The sequence below is a fragment of the Corynebacterium rouxii genome, from assembly GCF_902702935.1.
GTDB classification, from domain to species: Bacteria; Actinomycetota; Actinomycetes; order Mycobacteriales; family Mycobacteriaceae; genus Corynebacterium; species Corynebacterium rouxii.
Window position 1 is genome coordinate 1,127,000 of record NZ_LR738855.1, and the last position, 18,204, is coordinate 1,145,203.

Here is an 18,204-nt window from a genome sequence, read left to right on the forward strand (position 1 = left end):
CGGTGTGGGGCTATGACAGCCACTATCGATAACTTGACCTCACGAGAGCGTGCAACCGTACTGGCCGATGCGCTGCCATGGTTGCAGCGTTATCGCGACAAAATCGTCGTAGTTAAATACGGTGGCAACGCCATGGTAGACGAAGAGCTCAAAGCCGCTTTTGCGGCAGATATGGTCTTTCTTCGCACTGTAGGCGTTCGTCCGGTTGTTGTGCATGGTGGCGGCCCTCAAATTTCACAAATGCTGCAGCGCCTTGGCATCGAAGGTGAATTTAAGGGAGGATTTCGCGTTACATCGCCGGAAGTCCTTGAAATCGTTAGGATGGTCCTCTTTGGTCAAGTAGGTCGTGACCTAGTTGGACTGATTAACTCACACGGTCCTTATGCGGTGGGTACCTCTGGCGAGGATGCTGGTCTTTTCAGAGCCGAGAAGCGACTTGTAGAAATCGATGGGGAGCTAACCGATATTGGCCAAGTTGGCAATATTACAGCAGTCAACGCTTCAAGCTTGATGGATATCATTGATGCTGGTCGAATTCCGGTAGTTTCGACCATTGCTCCAGGTGATGATGGGTCGGTGTACAACATCAACGCTGATACAGCTGCAGGAGCGTTGGCTGCTGCGCTGTCCGCCGAACGCCTACTTATCCTTACTAATGTTGAAGGTCTCTATACCGACTGGCCGAATAAAGAGTCGTTGGTATCAGTGATTGGTGCTGAGAAGTTGCGTGAAAAGCTTTCATCGTTGGATTCGGGAATGATTCCTAAAATGGAAAGCTGTGCAGACGCGGTCACTCATGGTGTTTCAGCAGCTCACGTAATTGATGGGCGAGTCGCACATTCAGTGCTTCTGGAATTACTGACTTCGGGCGGCGTTGGGACCATGGTGGTTCCCGATACAGAAATGACAAATGGAACAGTGTATCGAAAGGATAATCATGTCTAAGAATGAGGCGGACGCAGATTCGCAATTGTTAGAGATTCAATGGGCCGATGTCATTATGAATACTTATGGCACGCCCCCCGTGACGATCACAGGAGGGAAAGGCGCCACCGTTACGGATTCTACAGGTAAAATCTACATCGATTTACTGGCAGGAATTGCCGTAAACTCTTTGGGGCATGCGCATTCGGCCATTGTTGAGGCCGTAACAGAACAGATTTCAAATTTTGCTCATGTTTCAAATCTCTTCGGATCGCAGCCAGCTATCGATGTCGCAGCTCGGTTAATCCAACGCTTTGCTGAAGGAACCACAGACTCAACTCAAATTGCTCACGATACCCGAGTATTTTTCTGTAACTCAGGTACTGAAGCTAATGAGGCGGCTTTCAAGTTGGCTCGTATGACTGGAAAGAACCGAATATTAGCAGCGCAGCATGGTTTTCACGGTCGTACGATGGGCGCACTTGCTATGACGGGCCAACCTGACAAACAAATGCCGTTTTATCCGCTGCCCGCAGGCGTTGAATTTTATCCCTATGGTGACATTGACTATTTGCGTAAGCTTGTCCAAATCAACTCGACAGATGTCTCAGCCATAGTTTTAGAGCCAATTCAAGGTGAAACTGGTGTTATTCCTGCACCAGTTGGATTTTTGTCAGCGGTTAGGGGATTATGCGATGAATTTGACATTCTGATGATCGTTGATGAAGTCCAAACCGGAATCGGACGAACGGGGGATTTTTTCGCATTTCAGCATGAAACTGGTGTCATTCCCGACGTCGTAACTATGGCGAAAGGTTTGGGAGGGGGGTTACCGATTGGTGCATGCCTTGCAACGGGAAAAGCGAAAGATTTGTTAGGTCCTGGCAAACATGGCACGACTTTTGGTGGAAATCCGGTGTCTTGTGCCGCAGCAGGGGCAGTTCTGCGCACAATTGACGACGATTTCCTCGAGAACGTCAAGCGTAAGAGTTACAAGTTAGTCGAAGGAATGAGCCGACTGCCTTTAGTCGAGTCGATCCGCGGACGTGGTCTGATGCTTGGTGTGGTGTTGTCCGAACCGGTTGCTAAGGACTGCGTAAAACTTGCTCTGGAACATGGGCTCATCTTGAATGCGCCTTCTGCATCTGTACTGCGTCTTACTCCGCCGTTAGTTATCAGTGACGCAGAAATCTATGAATCAATTGAACGCCTTTCAATAGTGCTGACTAAGATAAAGAAGAAAGAATGCCATTAGGGTGTTGTCTTCGGAAGAAAGAATAGATATGAGTACTCAAACGCGTGTACGCCACTTTTTAGCGGACGATGACCTTACTCCTGCGCAGCAACGTGAGGTTCTGGAACTCGCCTCGGAATTGAAGCAACATCCATATTCACGAAAGACATACGACGGTCCGCAATCAGTAGCAGTCCTATTCGATAAAACGTCGACACGCACGCGTTTTTCCTTCGATGCTGGTATTTCACAACTGGGTGGACATGCGATCGTAGTCGACTCCGGCAAATCGCAAATGGGTAAGGGGGAGACATTCCAAGATACTGGTGCTGTTCTTTCTCGTTTTGTCTCCACTATTGTGTGGCGAACGAGTTCTCATCAAAATCTTTTGGACATGGCAGAAACCGCAACTGTTCCTATTGTCAATGCATTGTCAGATGACTTGCATCCCTGCCAAATATTGGCTGATTTGCAAACTTGTATCGAGCATTTATGCCCGCAAGAAGGTGTACCTGGCTTGAAAGGGCTGAAAGCTGTTTATTTGGGCGATGGTGATAACAACATGGCTAACTCTTATATGATTGGTTTCGCTACCGCTGGTCTTGATATCACTATTATTGCGCCTGAAAAATTCCAACCCAAGCAAGAATTCGTCGATAGGGCGGAAAAGCGCGCCAGTGAAACTGGAGCAACTGTTTCGGTCACAGCTGATATTTCCGCAGTATCTGGTGCAGATGTAGTAATTGCAGACACATGGGTATCTATGGGAATGGAAAATGACGGTATCGACCGCCGCACTCCATTTTTGCCTTATCAGGTTAATGATGAGGTGATGGCTTTGGCAAAAAAGTCGGCAATTTTCTTGCATTGTTTGCCGGCCTATAGGGGTAGTGAGGTTGCAGCATCGGTTATTGACGGACCTCAATCAGTGGTCTTTGATGAGGCAGAGAATCGACTTCATGCGCAAAAAGCCCTGCTTGTCTGGCTTATGGAAAACCAACCGCGATAATTTATCGACTGGCATTTCATTTGTTTTAGTCTGACTTTGTACTATTTAGTATCAGGCGTGAAGTCAGACTTTTCCCCGCGTTTTAAGTTCTTTAAGGATGAATCTATGAGCATTGCCCCGATTACTAGGACGGTTCGTCAAGCACTTATTTTGGATTTGCTCGAGCAAAACCAAGTGTCGAGTCAGATGCAGTTGTCGGAATTATTAAAACAACGCGGCGTCGACATCACTCAAGGTACTTTGTCGCGCGATTTAGATGAGCTCGGAGCTAAAAAAATCCGCCCTAATGGTGGGCGTGCATTTTATGCCGTAGGGACTTCTGAGGATGCTACGTCCTCTACGACGGCGGGAACTCGTGAAAAATTACGAAAAATGTTAGACGATCTTTTGGTGTCAGTAGACCACTCTGGAAACATTGCAGTGTTGCGTACACCTCCGGCGGGGGCCCCCTTTTTAGCCTCCTTTATTGATCGTGTTGGAATGGACGAGGTTGTAGGGACCATTGCGGGCGACGACACCGTGTTTGTGCTGGCGCGTGACCCTATGACAGGCAAAGAATTGGGAGAATTTCTAAGCCAACGACGAACCTCACTCTAAAAATGAGTTATCAGTTTCACTAAACTCCATGCCAGTGTGTTGTCTTTTCTATAAAAGGCGTAAACTATCCGTTTGACTTAATATATGCAGAATTTCTTGGTGCTGTAGATACTTTGAACTTTCTGTATTGCAAAAGCTTTATTCGAAGGAGAAAACCATGACCAATCGTGTCGTCCTCGCCTATTCAGGTGGACTCGATACCTCCGTTGCAATCCCATACCTGGCTAAGATGACTGGCGGCGAAGTTGTCGCAGTATCTTTGGATCTTGGCCAAGGCGGAGAGGACATGGAGTCCGTTCGTCAGCGTGCGCTCGATTGTGGCGCGGTTGAATCTATCGTCATTGACGCTAAAGATGAGTTTGCCAATGATTACTGCCTGCCTACTATCAAAGCAAACGGCATGTACATGAAGCAGTACCCTTTGGTATCTGCAATCTCTCGTCCGCTCATCGTGAAGCACTTGGTAGAAGCCGCTAAAGAACATGGTGGTACCCATGTTTCCCATGGTTGTACTGGTAAAGGAAACGATCAGGTTCGATTTGAGGTAGGTTTCCGCAACCTTGCCCCAGAACTGCAGATCATCGCACCAGCCCGTGATTACGCATGGACTCGCGATAAGGCGATTGCTTTTGCTGAAGAGATTAATCTACCTATCGAGCAATCCAAGAAGTCGCCATTCTCCATCGATCAAAATGTTTGGGGACGCGCCGTAGAGACCGGTTTCCTCGAGGATCTCTGGAACCCACCAACAAAAGATCTTTACTCCTACACTGAAGATCCAGCTCTCGGAAATGCTCCTGATGAGATCATTATTAGCTTCAAAGCTGGTGTTCCGGTAGCAATCGATGGACGTCCAGTCACCGTACTTGAAGCAATTGAAGAAATGAACCGTCGTGCAGGTGCACAAGGCATTGGCCGTCTGGACATGGTGGAAGATCGTCTCGTTGGTATTAAATCTCGCGAGATCTACGAGGCGCCAGGCGCAATTGCTCTGATTACAGCGCACCAAGCTATGGAAGATGTGACCATTGAGCGTGAGCTTGCACGTTACAAGCGTGGAATCGACGCTCGTTGGTCTGAAGAGGTGTACGACGGATTGTGGTACGCGCCGCTCAAGCGTTCTTTGGATGCGTTCATTGAAAATACTCAAGAGCACGTAACAGGTGACATTCGCATGGTCATGCATGCTGGTAAGTGCACCGTAAATGGACGTCGTTCTGAGCATTCGCTTTACGACTTCGACTTGGCTACTTATGACACCGGTGATACCTTCGACCAGACTTTGGCTAAGGGCTTCGTAGAACTTCACGGTTTGTCGTCCAAGATCTCGAACAAGCGTGACCGTGAGGCACAATAGTGCAAAAACACGGTACTAATGAAGGCGCGCTTTGGGGCGGCCGCTTCTCTGGCGGCCCTTCAGAGGCGATGTTCGCGTTATCTGTATCTACGCACTTTGACTGGGTTTTAGCTCCGTACGATGTTCTAGCCTCAAAAGCCCATGCTCGTGTTTTAAATAAGGCGAAACTACTTTCTGACTCCGATTTAGAGACGATGCTTCGCGGACTCGACAAGTTGGGCGAGGCCGTAGCTTCAGGCGACTTTAAACCGTTGCCGACCGATGAGGACGTTCATGGCGCCATGGAGCGCGGACTTATCGACATCGTGGGGCCTGAAGTAGGCGGACGTCTGCGTGCTGGTCGTTCCCGCAACGATCAGGTTGCTACCTTGTTTAGGATGTGGGTTCGCGATGCCGTGCGTTCAGTAGCCTTGCAGGTTACCGAGCTTGTTGATGCCTTGGTGTATCAAGCGACTCAGCATCCCCGTGCGATTATGCCTGGAAAGACGCATTCTCAAGCAGCTCAGCCTGTTTTGCTAGCGCATCAGTTGCTTGCTCATGCGCAGCCGTTGCTTCGTGACATCGATCGTATTCAAGATCTAGATAAACGCCTTGCTATTTCTCCGTATGGTTCAGGTGCATTAGCTGGTTCATCTTTACACTTGGATCCTGAGGCGATTGCCCAGGAGTTAGGATTCGACTCAGCGTGTGATAACTCGATTGATGGTACGTCTTCGCGTGACTTTGCAGCGGAAACTGCATATGTTTTAGCGCAAATTGCCATTGACATGTCGCGTTTGGCAGAAGAAATTATTTATTGGTGTACGCCAGAGTACGGCTACGTAACTCTTTCTGATGCGTGGTCAACTGGCTCATCAATCATGCCACAAAAGAAGAACCCTGATGTCGCTGAACTAACTCGTGGCAAGACTGGACGCTTGATCGGAAATCTTTCGGGGCTTTTGGCAACTCTTAAAGCACAGCCGCTTGCCTACAACAGAGATCTTCAGGAAGATAAAGAGCCTATTGTTGACTCGTTTGCTCAGCTGAATTTGCTGGTTCCAGCTATGACAGGCCTCGTTTCTACGCTTACCTTCCACGAAGACCGACTCCTCTCATTAGCTCCAGCAGGTTTTACCCTTGCTACTGACTTGGCAGAGTGGATGGTACGTCAAGGTGTTCCATTCCGCGAAGCTCACGAAGCTTCCGGAGCATGCGTCAGGATTGCAGAATCTCGTGGTGTCGGCCTAGACGGGCTTACTGATGATGAACTTGCTTCCGTGGATATACGCTTGACGCCAGAAGTACGTACCGTGCTTACTGTAGAAGGCGCGGTTGCATCGCGAGCCACACGCGGCGGGACAGCAGGTGTAAGAGTTGAGGAACAACGTGCTCGAGTAGAAGCGGCTTCTCAATCCTTCAAGGAATGGGCGCTTACTCCTATTCGTAAGTGACATAGAAAATGCCAGTGAAGAGATGCACTGGCATTTTTCTTATTTGGGGTAGCGATATGAGTATTGCCTGTTGGGATAGGTACAATGCCAATCATGAGTATTGACCCTAAGCTGCTTGAAGTGCTGGCCTGCCCTCAGGATAAAGGCCCACTAAAATATCTCGAGGCGGAACAAGTCCTCGTTAATGAACGCCTCGGGATTGCCTATCGAATTGATGACGGCATTCCAGTAATGCTTGTCGACGAATCAATCGCGTGGCCACCAGCAGAAAAATAATTAGGGATCTTTTATGAACATTATCGACGAACTCCAATGGCGTGGCCTGATTAATCAGTCCACCAACATCGACGCGTTGCGAGAAGCATGCGAAAAACCGATCACACTATACTGCGGATTTGATCCAACTGGTGACTCTCTACACGCAGGTCACTTGGTACCGATGATTATGCTCCGACGTTTCCAAGAAGCTGGTCACCGACCGATTACTCTTGCTGGGGGTGCAACAGGTTTTATTGGGGATCCACGCGATGTGGGGGAGCGCTCTATGCTGTCCCAAGATACTATCGAGCACAATCTTGAGTCGATTAAAAAACAACTTCGGTCATTTGTCCGCTTTGACGGTGATAATCCAGCCATCATGGTAAACAATGCGGACTGGACTATGTCGATGTCTGTTGTGGATTTTTTGCGTGATGTCGGAAAAAACTTTTCACTAAATACGATGCTTGATCGTGAAACTGTTAAGCGACGCTTGGAAACGGACGGAATTTCCTACACAGAGTTTTCCTACATGCTGCTCCAGGCTAATGATTTTGTTCAGCTGAATCGTGAATACGACTGTGTATTGCAGATCGGTGGTGGAGATCAGTGGGGCAACATTGTTTCGGGTGTCGATCTCAATCGTCGAATATCCGGAACAAAAACTCATGCACTGACCGTTCCTCTTGTAACTGATGCCCAGGGGCAGAAATTTGGTAAGTCAACGGGCGGCGGAAAGCTTTGGCTTGATCCCGAGAAAACCTCTGCATATTCGTGGTATCAATATTTCCTCAATGCGGGAGATTCTGTAGTCATTGATTACCTTCGATGGTTTACTTTCTTAACTCAAGAAGAAATCGCCGAATTAGAAACTGAAGTGCAAGAGCGTCCTCACCAAAGAGCAGCACAACGCCGACTTGCTCAAGAGATGACCGATTTAGTTCATGGGCACGCTGCAACTGTTTCGGTAGAGCTGGCCGCTCAGGCACTTTTCGGCCGAGCTTCGTTAGGAGATTTAGATGAAGCTACGTTGGAAGGCGCATTGTCTGAAACCGTCATTTTTGAAGTAGCTGAAGGCGAATCGCCCACGATTGTCGATCTTCTAATTGGTGTAGGTCTTGTTGATTCGAAGGGTGCAGCCCGTAGAACAATTAAAGAAGGCGGTGCATACGTCAATAATGAGCGAATTGAATCAGAAGATTGGCAACCAACTGATGAGGTTTTGCTACATGGAACATGGTTGGTGCTTCGCAAAGGCAAGAAAAACTTTGCAGGTGTGAAGTACTCCGCATAAAGATCGATATTTAAGGTCCAATCTCACGTTTTCTCGTGAGATTGGACCTTAAGTCATTTTAATATCTTCAAAACCGTTCTACCTGCGGGTTTGTGTGTTTGTGTGAACGTGTGTAACTTATAGCGAGTCGCCGACGCTGAGAGGTTGTTCGGATAAGACAAAATTTTTAGAAATAGTGTTGATTCTGTTTGACTTTATGTTCATCAGGGTTTAACGTTTCATTCACCGCAAAGTTCTGATCGTCATTGTGATGGTGGTTGGTGTTGTGTGTGCGTGTTGTTTGAGAACTCAATAGTGTGCCAATGTACTTTTGATTCCCATCCTTGATTGATCTTGGGTGGGGGTTGGATTCTAAGAAAAAGATACATGCAATGATAACAGGCATGATGTGTCATACGGCCGGCAAGTGTGCCATGGCTTGTAAATAACATTTGTGGTTGTTGTGAATTGTTGTATTGGTGGTCATTGTTATTTTTTCCCCGTCAAGGGATGGTGACCATGTTTGATAGAGCAAATCATTATTTTTTTATTTTGCCAGTTGCAAACAATTGTTGTTTGTGGTGGTTTTTAGCCAGTTGGTTGGGCTTGTTCCAGCTTGAAGGTTGGTCTTTTGACTGATTTTTTTTATGGAGAGTTTGATCCTGGCTCAGGACGAACGCTGGCGGCGTGCTTAACACATGCAAGTCGAACGGAAAGGCCTCAGCTTGCTGGGGTACTCGAGTGGCGAACGGGTGAGTAACACGTGGGTGATCTGCCTCGTACTTCGGGATAAGCCTGGGAAACTGGGTCTAATACTGGATAGGACCATGCTTTAGTGTGTGTGGTGGAAAGTTTTTTCGGTACGAGATGAGCCCGCGGCCTATCAGCTTGTTGGTGGGGTAATGGCCTACCAAGGCGTCGACGGGTAGCCGGCCTGAGAGGGTGGACGGCCACATTGGGACTGAGATACGGCCCAGACTCCTACGGGAGGCAGCAGTGGGGAATATTGCACAATGGGCGCAAGCCTGATGCAGCGACGCCGCGTGGGGGATGACGGCCTTCGGGTTGTAAACCTCTTTCGCTAGGGACGAAGCTTTTTGTGACGGTACCTAGATAAGAAGCACCGGCTAACTACGTGCCAGCAGCCGCGGTAATACGTAGGGTGCGAGCGTTGTCCGGAATTACTGGGCGTAAAGAGCTCGTAGGTGGTTTGTCGCGTCGTCTGTGAAATTCCGGGGCTTAACTTCGGGCGTGCAGGCGATACGGGCATAACTTGAGTGCTGTAGGGGAGACTGGAATTCCTGGTGTAGCGGTGGAATGCGCAGATATCAGGAGGAACACCGATGGCGAAGGCAGGTCTCTGGGCAGTAACTGACGCTGAGGAGCGAAAGCATGGGGAGCGAACAGGATTAGATACCCTGGTAGTCCATGCCGTAAACGGTGGGCGCTAGGTGTAGGGGTCTTCCACGACTTCTGTGCCGTAGCTAACGCATTAAGCGCCCCGCCTGGGGAGTACGGCCGCAAGGCTAAAACTCAAAGGAATTGACGGGGGCCCGCACAAGCGGCGGAGCATGTGGATTAATTCGATGCAACGCGAAGAACCTTACCTGGGCTTGACATATGCAGGATCGGCGTAGAGATACGTTTTCCCTTGTGGTCTGTATACAGGTGGTGCATGGTTGTCGTCAGCTCGTGTCGTGAGATGTTGGGTTAAGTCCCGCAACGAGCGCAACCCTTGTCTTATGTTGCCAGCACGTGATGGTGGGGACTCATGAGAGACTGCCGGGGTTAACTCGGAGGAAGGTGGGGATGACGTCAAATCATCATGCCCCTTATGTCCAGGGCTTCACACATGCTACAATGGTCGGTACAACGCGCTGCGAGCCTGTGAGGGTGAGCGAATCGCTGAAAGCCGGCCTCAGTTCGGATTGGGGTCTGCAACTCGACCCCATGAAGTCGGAGTCGCTAGTAATCGCAGATCAGCAACGCTGCGGTGAATACGTTCCCGGGCCTTGTACACACCGCCCGTCACGTCATGAAAGTTGGTAACACCCGAAGCCAGTGGCCTAACCTTTGTGGGAGGAGCTGTCGAAGGTGGGATCGGCGATTGGGACGAAGTCGTAACAAGGTAGCCGTACCGGAAGGTGCGGCTGGATCACCTCCTTTCTAAGGAGTTTTTATTGTTGGGTGACAGTTGTTACCTGTTTTTGTTTTTTATCCGGGTGGATGCGTGTGACCTGTGATGGTTTTTCTGCACTGTGTGGTGTGGGGTGTCATGGTTGTTGTGTGTGTTGTGTTGTTGTGTGTTTTTCTTAAGGTTTGTGTGTTGGTGCGCTGTTGGGTGTCTGGGACAACGTGGTTGTTCTGGTTGATCACTCACGTGGTTTCGTGTGGTGTGGCTGGTTGTGTGCTGGTTGTGCTGTCATGGGGTCTTGTGGTTGGTGTGTTGTGTGAGAACTGTATAGTGGACGCGAGTAATCTTTATTCTTTAATTGTTCTTGGTGTTTTGTTTGTTATATTCGTGTTGTTTGTTAAGGGCACACGGTGGATGCCTTGGCATTATGAGCCGATGAAGGACGTGTAAGGCCGCGATAGGCCTCGGGGAGTTGCCAATAGAGCGTTGATCCGAGGGTGTCCGAATGGGGAAACCTGGCCATGGTTATGTGTGGTTACCCATCAGTGAATTCATAGCTGGTGTGGGGGTGACGCGGGGAAGTGAAACATCTCAGTACCCGTAGGAGAAGAAAATAATTAATGATTCTGCTAGTAGTGGCGAACGAACGTGGATGAGGCTAAACCGTATGCGTGTGATACCTGGCAGGGGTTGCGTGTGTGGTGTTGTGGGGCGTTGTTGGAGGAGGCTGCCGGCTCCTCGCTTGTGATATGTGTGTGTTAGCGGAAGTGGTTTGGAATGGCCTGCCGTAGTGGGTGAGAGTCCCGTACGTGAAAGTGCATGCATGCGAGTGGATGATGTTCCCGAGTAGCAGCGGGCTCGTGGAATCTGCTGTGAATCTGCCGGGACCACCCGGTAAGCCTAAATACTTGTGATGACCGATAGCGGATTAGTACCGTGAGGGAATGGTGAAAAGTACCCCGGGAGGGGAGTGAAATAGTACCTGAAACCGTGTGCTTACAATCCGTCAGAGCCTTTTTGTGGGGTGATGGCGTGCCTTTTGAAGAATGAGCCTGCGAGTCAGCGGCATGTCGCGAGGTTAACCCGTGTGGGGTAGTCGTAGCGAAAGCGAATCCTAATGAGGGTGTTGTTAGTGGCATGTCCTGGACCCGAAGCGGGGTGATCTACCCATGGCCAGTGTGAAGCAGCTGTAAGAGGTTGTGGAGGCGCGAACCCACTTAGGTTGAAAACTGAGGGGATGAGCTGTGGGTAGGGGTGAAAGGCCAATCAAACTCCGTGATAGCTGGTTCTCCCCGAAATGCATTTAGGTGCAGCGTTGTGTGTTTCTTGCTGGAGGTAGAGCTACTGGTTGGTTGAGCGGGACTACAATCTTAGCAATGTCAGCCAAACTCCGAATGCCGGTAATGTTAAGCATGGCAGTGAGACTGCGGGGGATAAGCTCCGTTGGTCGAGAGGGAAACAGCCCAGATCGCCGGTTAAGGCCCCTAAGGGTGTACTAAGTGGAAAAGGATGTGGGATCGCGAAGACAGCCAGGAGGTTGGCTTAGAAGCAGCCATCCTTGAAAGAGTGCGTAATAGCTCACTGGTCGAGTGGTTCTGCGCCGACAATGTAGTGGGGCTCAAGTACACCGCCGAAGCCGCGGCAGTCAGCATTTTTTGTTGGTTGGGTAGGGGAGCGTCGTGCACTGCTGTGAAGCACCTGGGTGACTTGATGGTGTGGAGTGTGTGCGAGTGAGAATGCAGGCATGAGTAACGAATGAAAAGTGGAAAACTTTTCCGCCGGATGACTAAGGGTTCCTGGGTTAAGCTAATCTTCCCAGGGTGAGTCGGGACCTAAGGCGAGGCCGACAGGCGTAGTCGATGGATAACCAGTTGATATTCTGGTACCCGTGTATGTGCGCCCAGTGGTGAATCAATGGTACTAACCATCCGCTGATCTTCTGGTCATGCTTTTTGTGTGGTTGGTGGTGATGTGCGTGGGATCTTCGTTGGTAGTAGCCAAGTGATGGGGTGACGCAGTGAGGTAGCTGAGCCACTTAGTGGATTGTGGTGTAAGCGTGTGGCCCGTGGCATAGGTAAATCCGTGTCGCATTGTGGGTGAGGCGTGATGCGTAGACCGTTTGGTTGATGTTGGTGATCCTGTACTGTCGAGAAAAGCCTCTAGCGAGTGCATATATGGCCCGTACCCATAACCGACACAGGTGGTCAGGTAGAGAATACTAAGGCGATCGGGTGAACTGTGGTTAAGGAACTCGGCAAATTGCCCCCGTAACTTCGGGAGAAGGGGGACCATTGCTGGTGACCGACGTGGTTGAGCTGGTGGTGGTCGCAGAGAATAGAGGGAAGCGACTGTTTATTAAAAACACAGGTCCGTGCGAAAACGTGGAAGTTGATGTATACGGACTGACGCCTGCCCGGTGCTGGAAGGTTAAGAGGACCTGTTAGGACTTTTTGTGGTTCGAAGCGGAGAATTTAAGCCCCAGTAAACGGCGGTGGTAACTATAACCATCCTAAGGTAGCGAAATTCCTTGTCGGGTAAGTTCCGACCTGCACGAATGGCGTAACGACTTCCCTGCTGTCTCAACCACAGGCCCGGTGAAATTGCAGTACGAGTAAAGATGCTCGTTACGCGCGGCAGGACGAAAAGACCCCGGGACCTTCACTATAGCTTGGTATTGGTGTTTGGTTCGGTTTGTGTAGGATAGGTGGGAGACTGTGAAGTGGTCACGCTAGTGGTTGTGGAGTCGAAAGTTGAAATACCACTCTGATCGGATTGGATACCTTAACCTTGGCCCATGATCTGGGTTGGGGACAGTGCCTGGTGGGTAGTTTAACTGGGGCGGTTGCCTCCTAAAGTGTAACGGAGGCGCCCAAAGGTTCCCTCAGCCTGGTTGGCAATCAGGTGGTGAGTGTAAGTGCACAAGGGAGCTTGACTGTGAGACTGACAGGTCGAGCAGGGACGAAAGTCGGGACTAGTGATCCGGCACCTACTTGTGGAAGTGGTGTCGCTCAACGGATAAAAGGTACCCCGGGGATAACAGGCTGATCTTCCCCAAGAGTCCATATCGACGGGATGGTTTGGCACCTCGATGTCGGCTCGTCGCATCCTGGGGCTGGAGTAGGTCCCAAGGGTTGGGCTGTTCGCCCATTAAAGCGGCACGCGAGCTGGGTTTAGAACGTCGTGAGACAGTTCGGTCTCTATCCGCCGCGCGCGTTGAAACTTGAAGAAGGCTGTCCCTAGTACGAGAGGACCGGGACGGACGTACCTCTAGTGTGCCAGTTGTCACGCCAGTGGCAGGGCTGGTTGGCTACGTACGGGAGGGATAACCGCTGAAAGCATCTAAGCGGGAAGCCTGTTTTGAGATGAGGTTTCTTTTGAGGTTCCCTCTAGACTAGGGGGTTGATAGGCCAGATCTGGAAGCGTAGTAATGCGTTAAGGTGACTGGTACTAATATGACCGAGTAATAACATTGTGTGTAACGAGCAAAAATATATAGCATTATTGAGCGTGTCACCTGTTGGGTGATAGTGAAGGTATGAAAGTGTTTCTCGCGTCTGCTGTGCAGTGTCTGGCATGACACGCCTTCTTCGTGTGGGTGGTTGGTTGTGTGTGTTGGTGGTTATTGTGTCGGGGGTACGCCCGGTCCCTTTCCGAACCCGGAAGCTAAGCCCGATTGCGCTGATGGTACTGCACCTGGGAGGGTGTGGGAGAGTAGGTCGCCGCCAACCTAAAACTTAAAAATGATATGGTAAGGCGTGTGCAGAAGAGAATATTCTTTTCTGTGCACGCTTTATCGCATATTACGTAATTTCAAAGGACTTTCTCTATGGCTGATTCCTCATCACGTAGCTCACACGACGGACCTTGCCGTTCCAACGAAGGGCGACCACGTGGAGGTAGCTACGGTAAAAAGCGTTCAGAAGGTGGAAAACCTCGGCGCTCTGGTAACCAAAACTCTGAGTCACGTGGTGGTCAAGGCCACGGTAAGCGATGGGAAAAACAGGACGGCGACCGTCGTAGCTATAGAGGAGATTCTGAGAATTCGCAACGGCGAAATGACCGCGACGGTGGCGAACGGAAACGTGGTGACCGTAAGGGCTATCGTTCAGATCGTCCTGGCAACCGCGGTGAACGTCGAGATGATTATCGTGGTGATCGCGGAAATCGCTTCGAGTCAAAGGGCCTAAAGCGCCAGCATAGCCAGCGTGGCGGTTCTGATCGTGATAAGCATTTCAATGGGCCTATGCGTTCTGGATATCGAGAAGAACGTATTACCAAGCGCCTAAATGAGCCAGCATTGCCCGCGGATATCGACGTGCGAGATCTTGACCCTATGGTGCTTCAAGATCTAAAGGTATTAGCTAAGGATAACGCCGACGCAGTTGCAAAGCATATGATTATGGCTGCCGTTTGGATGGCTGAAGATCCAGAATTAGCTTTGAAGCACGCACGTGCTGCCAAAGACCGCGCTGGAAGAGTTGCAATCGCTCGTGAGACCTGCGGTATTGCTGCTTACCATGCAGGTGAATGGAAAGAAGCCTTGTCTGAGCTTCGTGCTGCGCGTCGAATGAGTGGCGGCCCAGGGCTTATCGCAGTCATGGCTGACTGTGAACGTGGTTTAGGACGTCCAGAAAAGGCTATTGAACTAGCTCGTGATGAAGACACTAAGCATCTGGATCACGATACTCGTATCGAGCTTGCAATCGTGGTTGCTGGCGCACGTCTTGATTTGGGCCAATCTGAGTCTGCAGTAGCAATTTTAGAGAGCATGAATCCAAAAGAAAGTGCTTCTGGACTCGAAGCAGCTCGGCTGTCTTATGCCTATGCTGATGCATTGCTGCAAGCTGGAAGAAAAGAAGATGCTCGTCGTTGGTTCACAATTTGCAAAGAACAAGATATTGATGAGACTACCGATGTAGTTGATCGCTTGGAGTCCCTCAGCCATTAATTTGTGCTTGATTGAACTCTGATCTCTTTCGTCCACTATGCTGATACGCATGACTGTTTTGGATGAGTATGATGCCCTGTTGTTTGACTTAGACGGTACTGTCTGGGAAGGCGGTAGGGCGTTACCCTTTGCCGTTGATTCAATTAATCAAGCAAATCTTCCGCTTATGTATGTGACCAATAATGCTTCGCGTGGTCCAGAAGCAGTCGCTTCTCTGTTGTCGGATATGGGTATTTTTACTCAACCTGAACAGGTTCTTACCTCAGCTCAGGCGGCCATTGATCTAGCACGTAAAGAGGTACCTGTAGGTAGCAACGTCTTGGTGTTAGGCACTGATTCGTTTAAATCGCTGGCTGCTGACGCTGGATATACGGTTGTGGCTTCTGCAGAGATGAAGCCAGTTGCTGTCTTCCATGGTCATAACCCAGCCACCGGTTGGACTGAGTTGAGCGAGGCCGCTCTGGCAATTAGAAGTGGCGCGAAATATTACGCTTCAAATTTAGATACAACTCTTCCGAGTGAACGAGGGCTTTGTATCGGCAATGGTTCTATGGTGGCGGCTGTTGTGAGCGCAACTGGTGTTCAACCCGTTGCGGCGGGCAAACCGGGCGCCGCTATGTTTTATGTTGCCGCTGAAAAACTGGCTTCAGCGCGTCCGTTAGCTATCGGCGATCGTTTAAATACCGATATTGCTGGCGGCGTGGCTGCGGGTTTTGATACCCTGCATCTTCTTACAGGCGTATCCCAGCATTGGGCGCTCATTAATGCTATTGAATCGGAACGCCCAACTCTTATAGCAGAGGATTTACGTTCTCTTAGTTCTGATAGAAGGTCGTTAATGCCTCATATGCAGGGAGGTTTTAACGCTTATCTCCAAGGATGTGACATTCTTCTTGATGGTGGTTCGATGGTTTCGACTTCGATGGAAGCATTGAGATCAGTGTTGTCTGTTGCTTGGCAAAATGCTGGCTTTGGAGGCACCGTCAAACCAATCAGTGAGCATGCTGTTCGGTGTATGTCTGACTGGCGTTAATGAGTGGATCGTGTCCAATGGAAATTCCTAAGCCTCATGATCCTCAAAGTGTTTCTATTAACCCATCTCAAATTGCGGCAAAAATAAGTGAAGTATTGGCACAAAATCCCAATAGTCTCCACGATGAAGCCCAGCTATTAATGCGGGCTCATTCACTATTACATGATGCGCTTTCCTAAAATGGGGATGGCACACATCGTTATCGGAAAGAGCTACAACAGATGCAACCTAAAAGGCGCCTCGATGCCGAGCTTGTTCGTCGTAAAATCGCACGCTCTCGCGAGCAAGCAGTAGAGATGATTAAAGATGGCCGAGTCTACGTACAGGGTTTCATTGCCCAAAAGCCAGCTACTCAAGTGACCCCAGAGGCGTCGATTCGTGTCGAGGACGCCGGTTTGGATGATTGGGCATCTCGTGGGGCTCATAAATTATTGGGTGCGCTCGAAGAGTTTAAATCTAAAGGCTTGAATGTTTCTGGACGTCGTGCGCTTGATGCAGGTGCTTCAACTGGCGGTTTCACAGATGTTTTATTACGGGAGTCTGCTTCTGAGGTCGTAGCAGTCGATGTTGGGTATGGTCAGCTAATTTGGCGGCTACAAAATGATGATCGCGTTAAGGTTTTGGACCGTACCAATATTCGAAATCTGACCTTGGAAATCACAGAAGGCCCCTGCGATTTAATGGTGGGGGATCTCTCATTTATTTCCCTCAAGCTCACGTTGCCAGCTATCGCAACTTGCATGAGTGATGGTGCGGACCTTTTACCTATGGTTAAACCTCAGTTCGAGGTAGGTAAAGAACGACTGGGTCACGGCGGGGTCGTCCGTGACCCAAAGCTTCGGGCAGAAGTTACCGAAGATATCGCATTATTTGCTCAGCAACTAGGTCTTAGCTTTATCGACGCAGTTGCGTCACCGTTACCTGGCCCATCAGGAAATGTTGAGTATTTCCTTTGGTTGAAAAAGGATGCAGGCAGGTCTGCTAGAAGCTTACAAGAGATTCATGAAAAAGTCGTGGAAGCAGTGCAGAAAGGTCCGCAGTAATGACTATTGATTCCCTTGAAGATCGCAGAGTTTTACTAGTTCCCCATACCGGAAGACCACAAAATGTTGCTTCAGCTGCATTGGCTGCTGAGCTTCTCGACGATTCAGGTGTGGGAGTTCGTGTACTCGTTCCGGCCGAAGACACGACGGTTGCAACACATCCAGTTTTGGGACAATTTGAGCGAGTTTCTCATTCTCCGGAAGCGACTCGAAGTATTGATCTAGTACTGGTATTAGGCGGTGACGGTACATTTCTGCGTGCAGCTGATCTCGCCCATGGTGCTGATCTACCAGTGTTAGGTATTAACCTAGGCCATGTTGGTTTTTTGGCCGAATGGGAGAAAGATTCTTTAGACGAAGCTGTCCGTAGAGTTACAAAAGGAAGTTTCAGAATTGAAGAGCGCATGACTCTCGATGTCAGCGTTTACGATTCAGATGGTGCTGCTATTGGTCGAGGGTGGGCTTTGAATGAAGTTAGTATCGAAAATAGCAATCGAAGTGGTGTTTTGGATGCAACATTAGAAATTGATAGTCGGCCTGTAAGCTCATTTGGGTGTGATGGCGTCATTGTTTCAACACCTACAGGCTCGACCGCTTATGCTTTTTCCGCAGGTGGTCCCGTATTGTGGCCTGAGCTAGACGCAATTTTGGTCGTTCCAAACAACGCACATGCACTATTCACCAAGCCTCTAGTAGTAAGTCCTCGGTCATCGGTGGCCGTGGAATCGCATCCTAGTGCATTTCCTGCAACTGCCGTCATGGATGGATTTCGTTCGATTTCTGTCCCGCCAGGCGCACGAGTAGAAGTCAGACGCGGTGCTCAATCGATTAAGTGGGTGCGGTTGGATGATATCCCGTTTACAGACAGACTTGTTACAAAATTGCGACTGCCTGTAGAAGGGTGGAGGGGACCGAAGAAGCATGATTCCACAGGTTAATCTCCACTAAAGCTGTTTAGATT

Annotated in this window: 13 protein-coding genes and 3 rRNA genes; all 16 read left to right on the top strand. The window is 49.6% G+C overall.

The window, feature by feature from the left end; genetic code table 11:
- Positions 1-12 precede the first annotated feature (12 nt).
- The 16 genes from argB (at position 13) to CIP100161_RS05745 (ending at position 18,181) form a co-directional block, all read left to right on the top strand.
- Entirely contained in the window at positions 13-945 is a 933-nt protein-coding gene (argB, locus tag CIP100161_RS05670) for an acetylglutamate kinase (protein WP_155872656.1), read from the top strand.
- Complete coding sequence (locus CIP100161_RS05675) at positions 938-2,179, top strand: acetylornithine transaminase (protein ID WP_155872658.1); 1,242 nt, start codon at positions 938-940, stop codon at positions 2,177-2,179. Before argB ends, CIP100161_RS05675 begins: the two co-directional genes overlap by 8 nt.
- A gap of 28 nt (positions 2,180-2,207) precedes the next feature.
- Positions 2,208-3,167 carry an ornithine carbamoyltransferase gene (gene argF / locus CIP100161_RS05680; protein WP_155872660.1) on the top strand — a complete coding sequence of 320 codons (960 nt, stop codon included), beginning with the start codon at positions 2,208-2,210 and terminating at the stop codon, positions 3,165-3,167.
- A gap of 105 nt (positions 3,168-3,272) precedes the next feature.
- Positions 3,273-3,764: an arginine repressor gene (locus CIP100161_RS05685; protein WP_155872662.1), complete on the top strand. Its 492-nt coding sequence runs from the start codon at positions 3,273-3,275 to the stop codon at positions 3,762-3,764.
- A gap of 157 nt (positions 3,765-3,921) precedes the next feature.
- On the top strand, positions 3,922-5,121 hold the full coding sequence (locus CIP100161_RS05690) for an argininosuccinate synthase (RefSeq protein WP_155872664.1): 1,200 nt from the start codon (positions 3,922-3,924) through the stop codon (positions 5,119-5,121).
- Positions 5,121-6,554, top strand: a complete 1,434-nt coding sequence (gene argH, locus CIP100161_RS05695) for an argininosuccinate lyase (RefSeq protein ID WP_155872666.1) — start codon at positions 5,121-5,123, stop codon at positions 6,552-6,554. The genes CIP100161_RS05690 and argH overlap by 1 nt, the downstream gene beginning before the upstream one ends.
- 84 nt (positions 6,555-6,638) lie before the next feature.
- Positions 6,639-6,830, top strand: coding sequence for a Trm112 family protein (locus CIP100161_RS05700; protein ID WP_162495022.1), 192 nt, complete (start codon positions 6,639-6,641; stop codon positions 6,828-6,830).
- 13 nt (positions 6,831-6,843) lie between these two features.
- Positions 6,844-8,106 (top strand): tyrosine--tRNA ligase, encoded by a 1,263-nt coding sequence (gene tyrS / locus CIP100161_RS05705; RefSeq protein ID WP_155872668.1) that lies wholly within the window; start codon positions 6,844-6,846, stop codon positions 8,104-8,106.
- 623 nt (positions 8,107-8,729) lie between these two features.
- A 16S ribosomal RNA gene (locus CIP100161_RS05710) occupies positions 8,730-10,251 on the top strand.
- A gap of 355 nt (positions 10,252-10,606) precedes the next feature.
- Positions 10,607-13,691, top strand: a 23S ribosomal RNA gene (locus tag CIP100161_RS05715).
- A gap of 139 nt (positions 13,692-13,830) precedes the next feature.
- A 5S ribosomal RNA gene (rrf, locus tag CIP100161_RS05720) occupies positions 13,831-13,947 on the top strand.
- The 16S, 23S and 5S rRNA genes sit together here, the layout of an rRNA operon.
- Before the next feature lie 98 nt (positions 13,948-14,045).
- Positions 14,046-15,167 carry a hypothetical protein gene (locus CIP100161_RS05725; protein ID WP_155872670.1) on the top strand — a complete coding sequence of 374 codons (1,122 nt, stop codon included), beginning with the start codon at positions 14,046-14,048 and terminating at the stop codon, positions 15,165-15,167.
- A gap of 37 nt (positions 15,168-15,204) precedes the next feature.
- Positions 15,205-16,200, top strand: a complete 996-nt coding sequence (locus CIP100161_RS05730; RefSeq protein ID WP_155872672.1) for an HAD-IIA family hydrolase — start codon at positions 15,205-15,207, stop codon at positions 16,198-16,200.
- 17 nt (positions 16,201-16,217) lie between these two features.
- Positions 16,218-16,379, top strand: coding sequence for a hypothetical protein (locus CIP100161_RS05735; RefSeq protein ID WP_166443147.1), 162 nt, complete (start codon positions 16,218-16,220; stop codon positions 16,377-16,379).
- A 42-nt stretch (positions 16,380-16,421) separates the two neighbouring features.
- Entirely contained in the window at positions 16,422-17,243 is an 822-nt protein-coding gene (locus CIP100161_RS05740; protein ID WP_155872674.1) for a TlyA family RNA methyltransferase, read from the top strand.
- Complete coding sequence (locus CIP100161_RS05745; RefSeq protein ID WP_155872676.1) at positions 17,243-18,181, top strand: NAD kinase; 939 nt, start codon at positions 17,243-17,245, stop codon at positions 18,179-18,181. The genes CIP100161_RS05740 and CIP100161_RS05745 overlap by 1 nt, the downstream gene beginning before the upstream one ends.
- The last annotated feature ends 23 nt before the right edge of the window (positions 18,182-18,204 follow it).

What these genes read in the sequence shown, in the direction of transcription:
- CIP100161_RS05735 (WP_166443147.1), top strand. Translation starts at nt 16,218, where the DNA reads ATGGAAATTCCTAAGCCTCATGATCCTCAAAGTGTTTCTATTAACCCA.
- CIP100161_RS05690 (WP_155872664.1), top strand. Translation starts at nt 3,922, where the DNA reads ATGACCAATCGTGTCGTCCTCGCCTATTCAGGTGGACTCGATACCTCC.
- tyrS (WP_155872668.1), top strand. Translation starts at nt 6,844, where the DNA reads ATGAACATTATCGACGAACTCCAATGGCGTGGCCTGATTAATCAGTCC.
- CIP100161_RS05675 (WP_155872658.1), top strand. Translation starts at nt 938, where the DNA reads ATGTCTAAGAATGAGGCGGACGCAGATTCGCAATTGTTAGAGATTCAA.
- CIP100161_RS05685 (WP_155872662.1), top strand. Translation starts at nt 3,273, where the DNA reads ATGAGCATTGCCCCGATTACTAGGACGGTTCGTCAAGCACTTATTTTG.
- CIP100161_RS05745 (WP_155872676.1), top strand. Translation starts at nt 17,243, where the DNA reads ATGACTATTGATTCCCTTGAAGATCGCAGAGTTTTACTAGTTCCCCAT.
- CIP100161_RS05725 (WP_155872670.1), top strand. Translation starts at nt 14,046, where the DNA reads ATGGCTGATTCCTCATCACGTAGCTCACACGACGGACCTTGCCGTTCC.
- CIP100161_RS05740 (WP_155872674.1), top strand. Translation starts at nt 16,422, where the DNA reads ATGCAACCTAAAAGGCGCCTCGATGCCGAGCTTGTTCGTCGTAAAATC.
- CIP100161_RS05730 (WP_155872672.1), top strand. Translation starts at nt 15,205, where the DNA reads ATGCTGATACGCATGACTGTTTTGGATGAGTATGATGCCCTGTTGTTT.
- argF (WP_155872660.1), top strand. Translation starts at nt 2,208, where the DNA reads ATGAGTACTCAAACGCGTGTACGCCACTTTTTAGCGGACGATGACCTT.
- CIP100161_RS05700 (WP_162495022.1), top strand. Translation starts at nt 6,639, where the DNA reads ATGCCAATCATGAGTATTGACCCTAAGCTGCTTGAAGTGCTGGCCTGC.
- argB (WP_155872656.1), top strand. Translation starts at nt 13, where the DNA reads ATGACAGCCACTATCGATAACTTGACCTCACGAGAGCGTGCAACCGTA.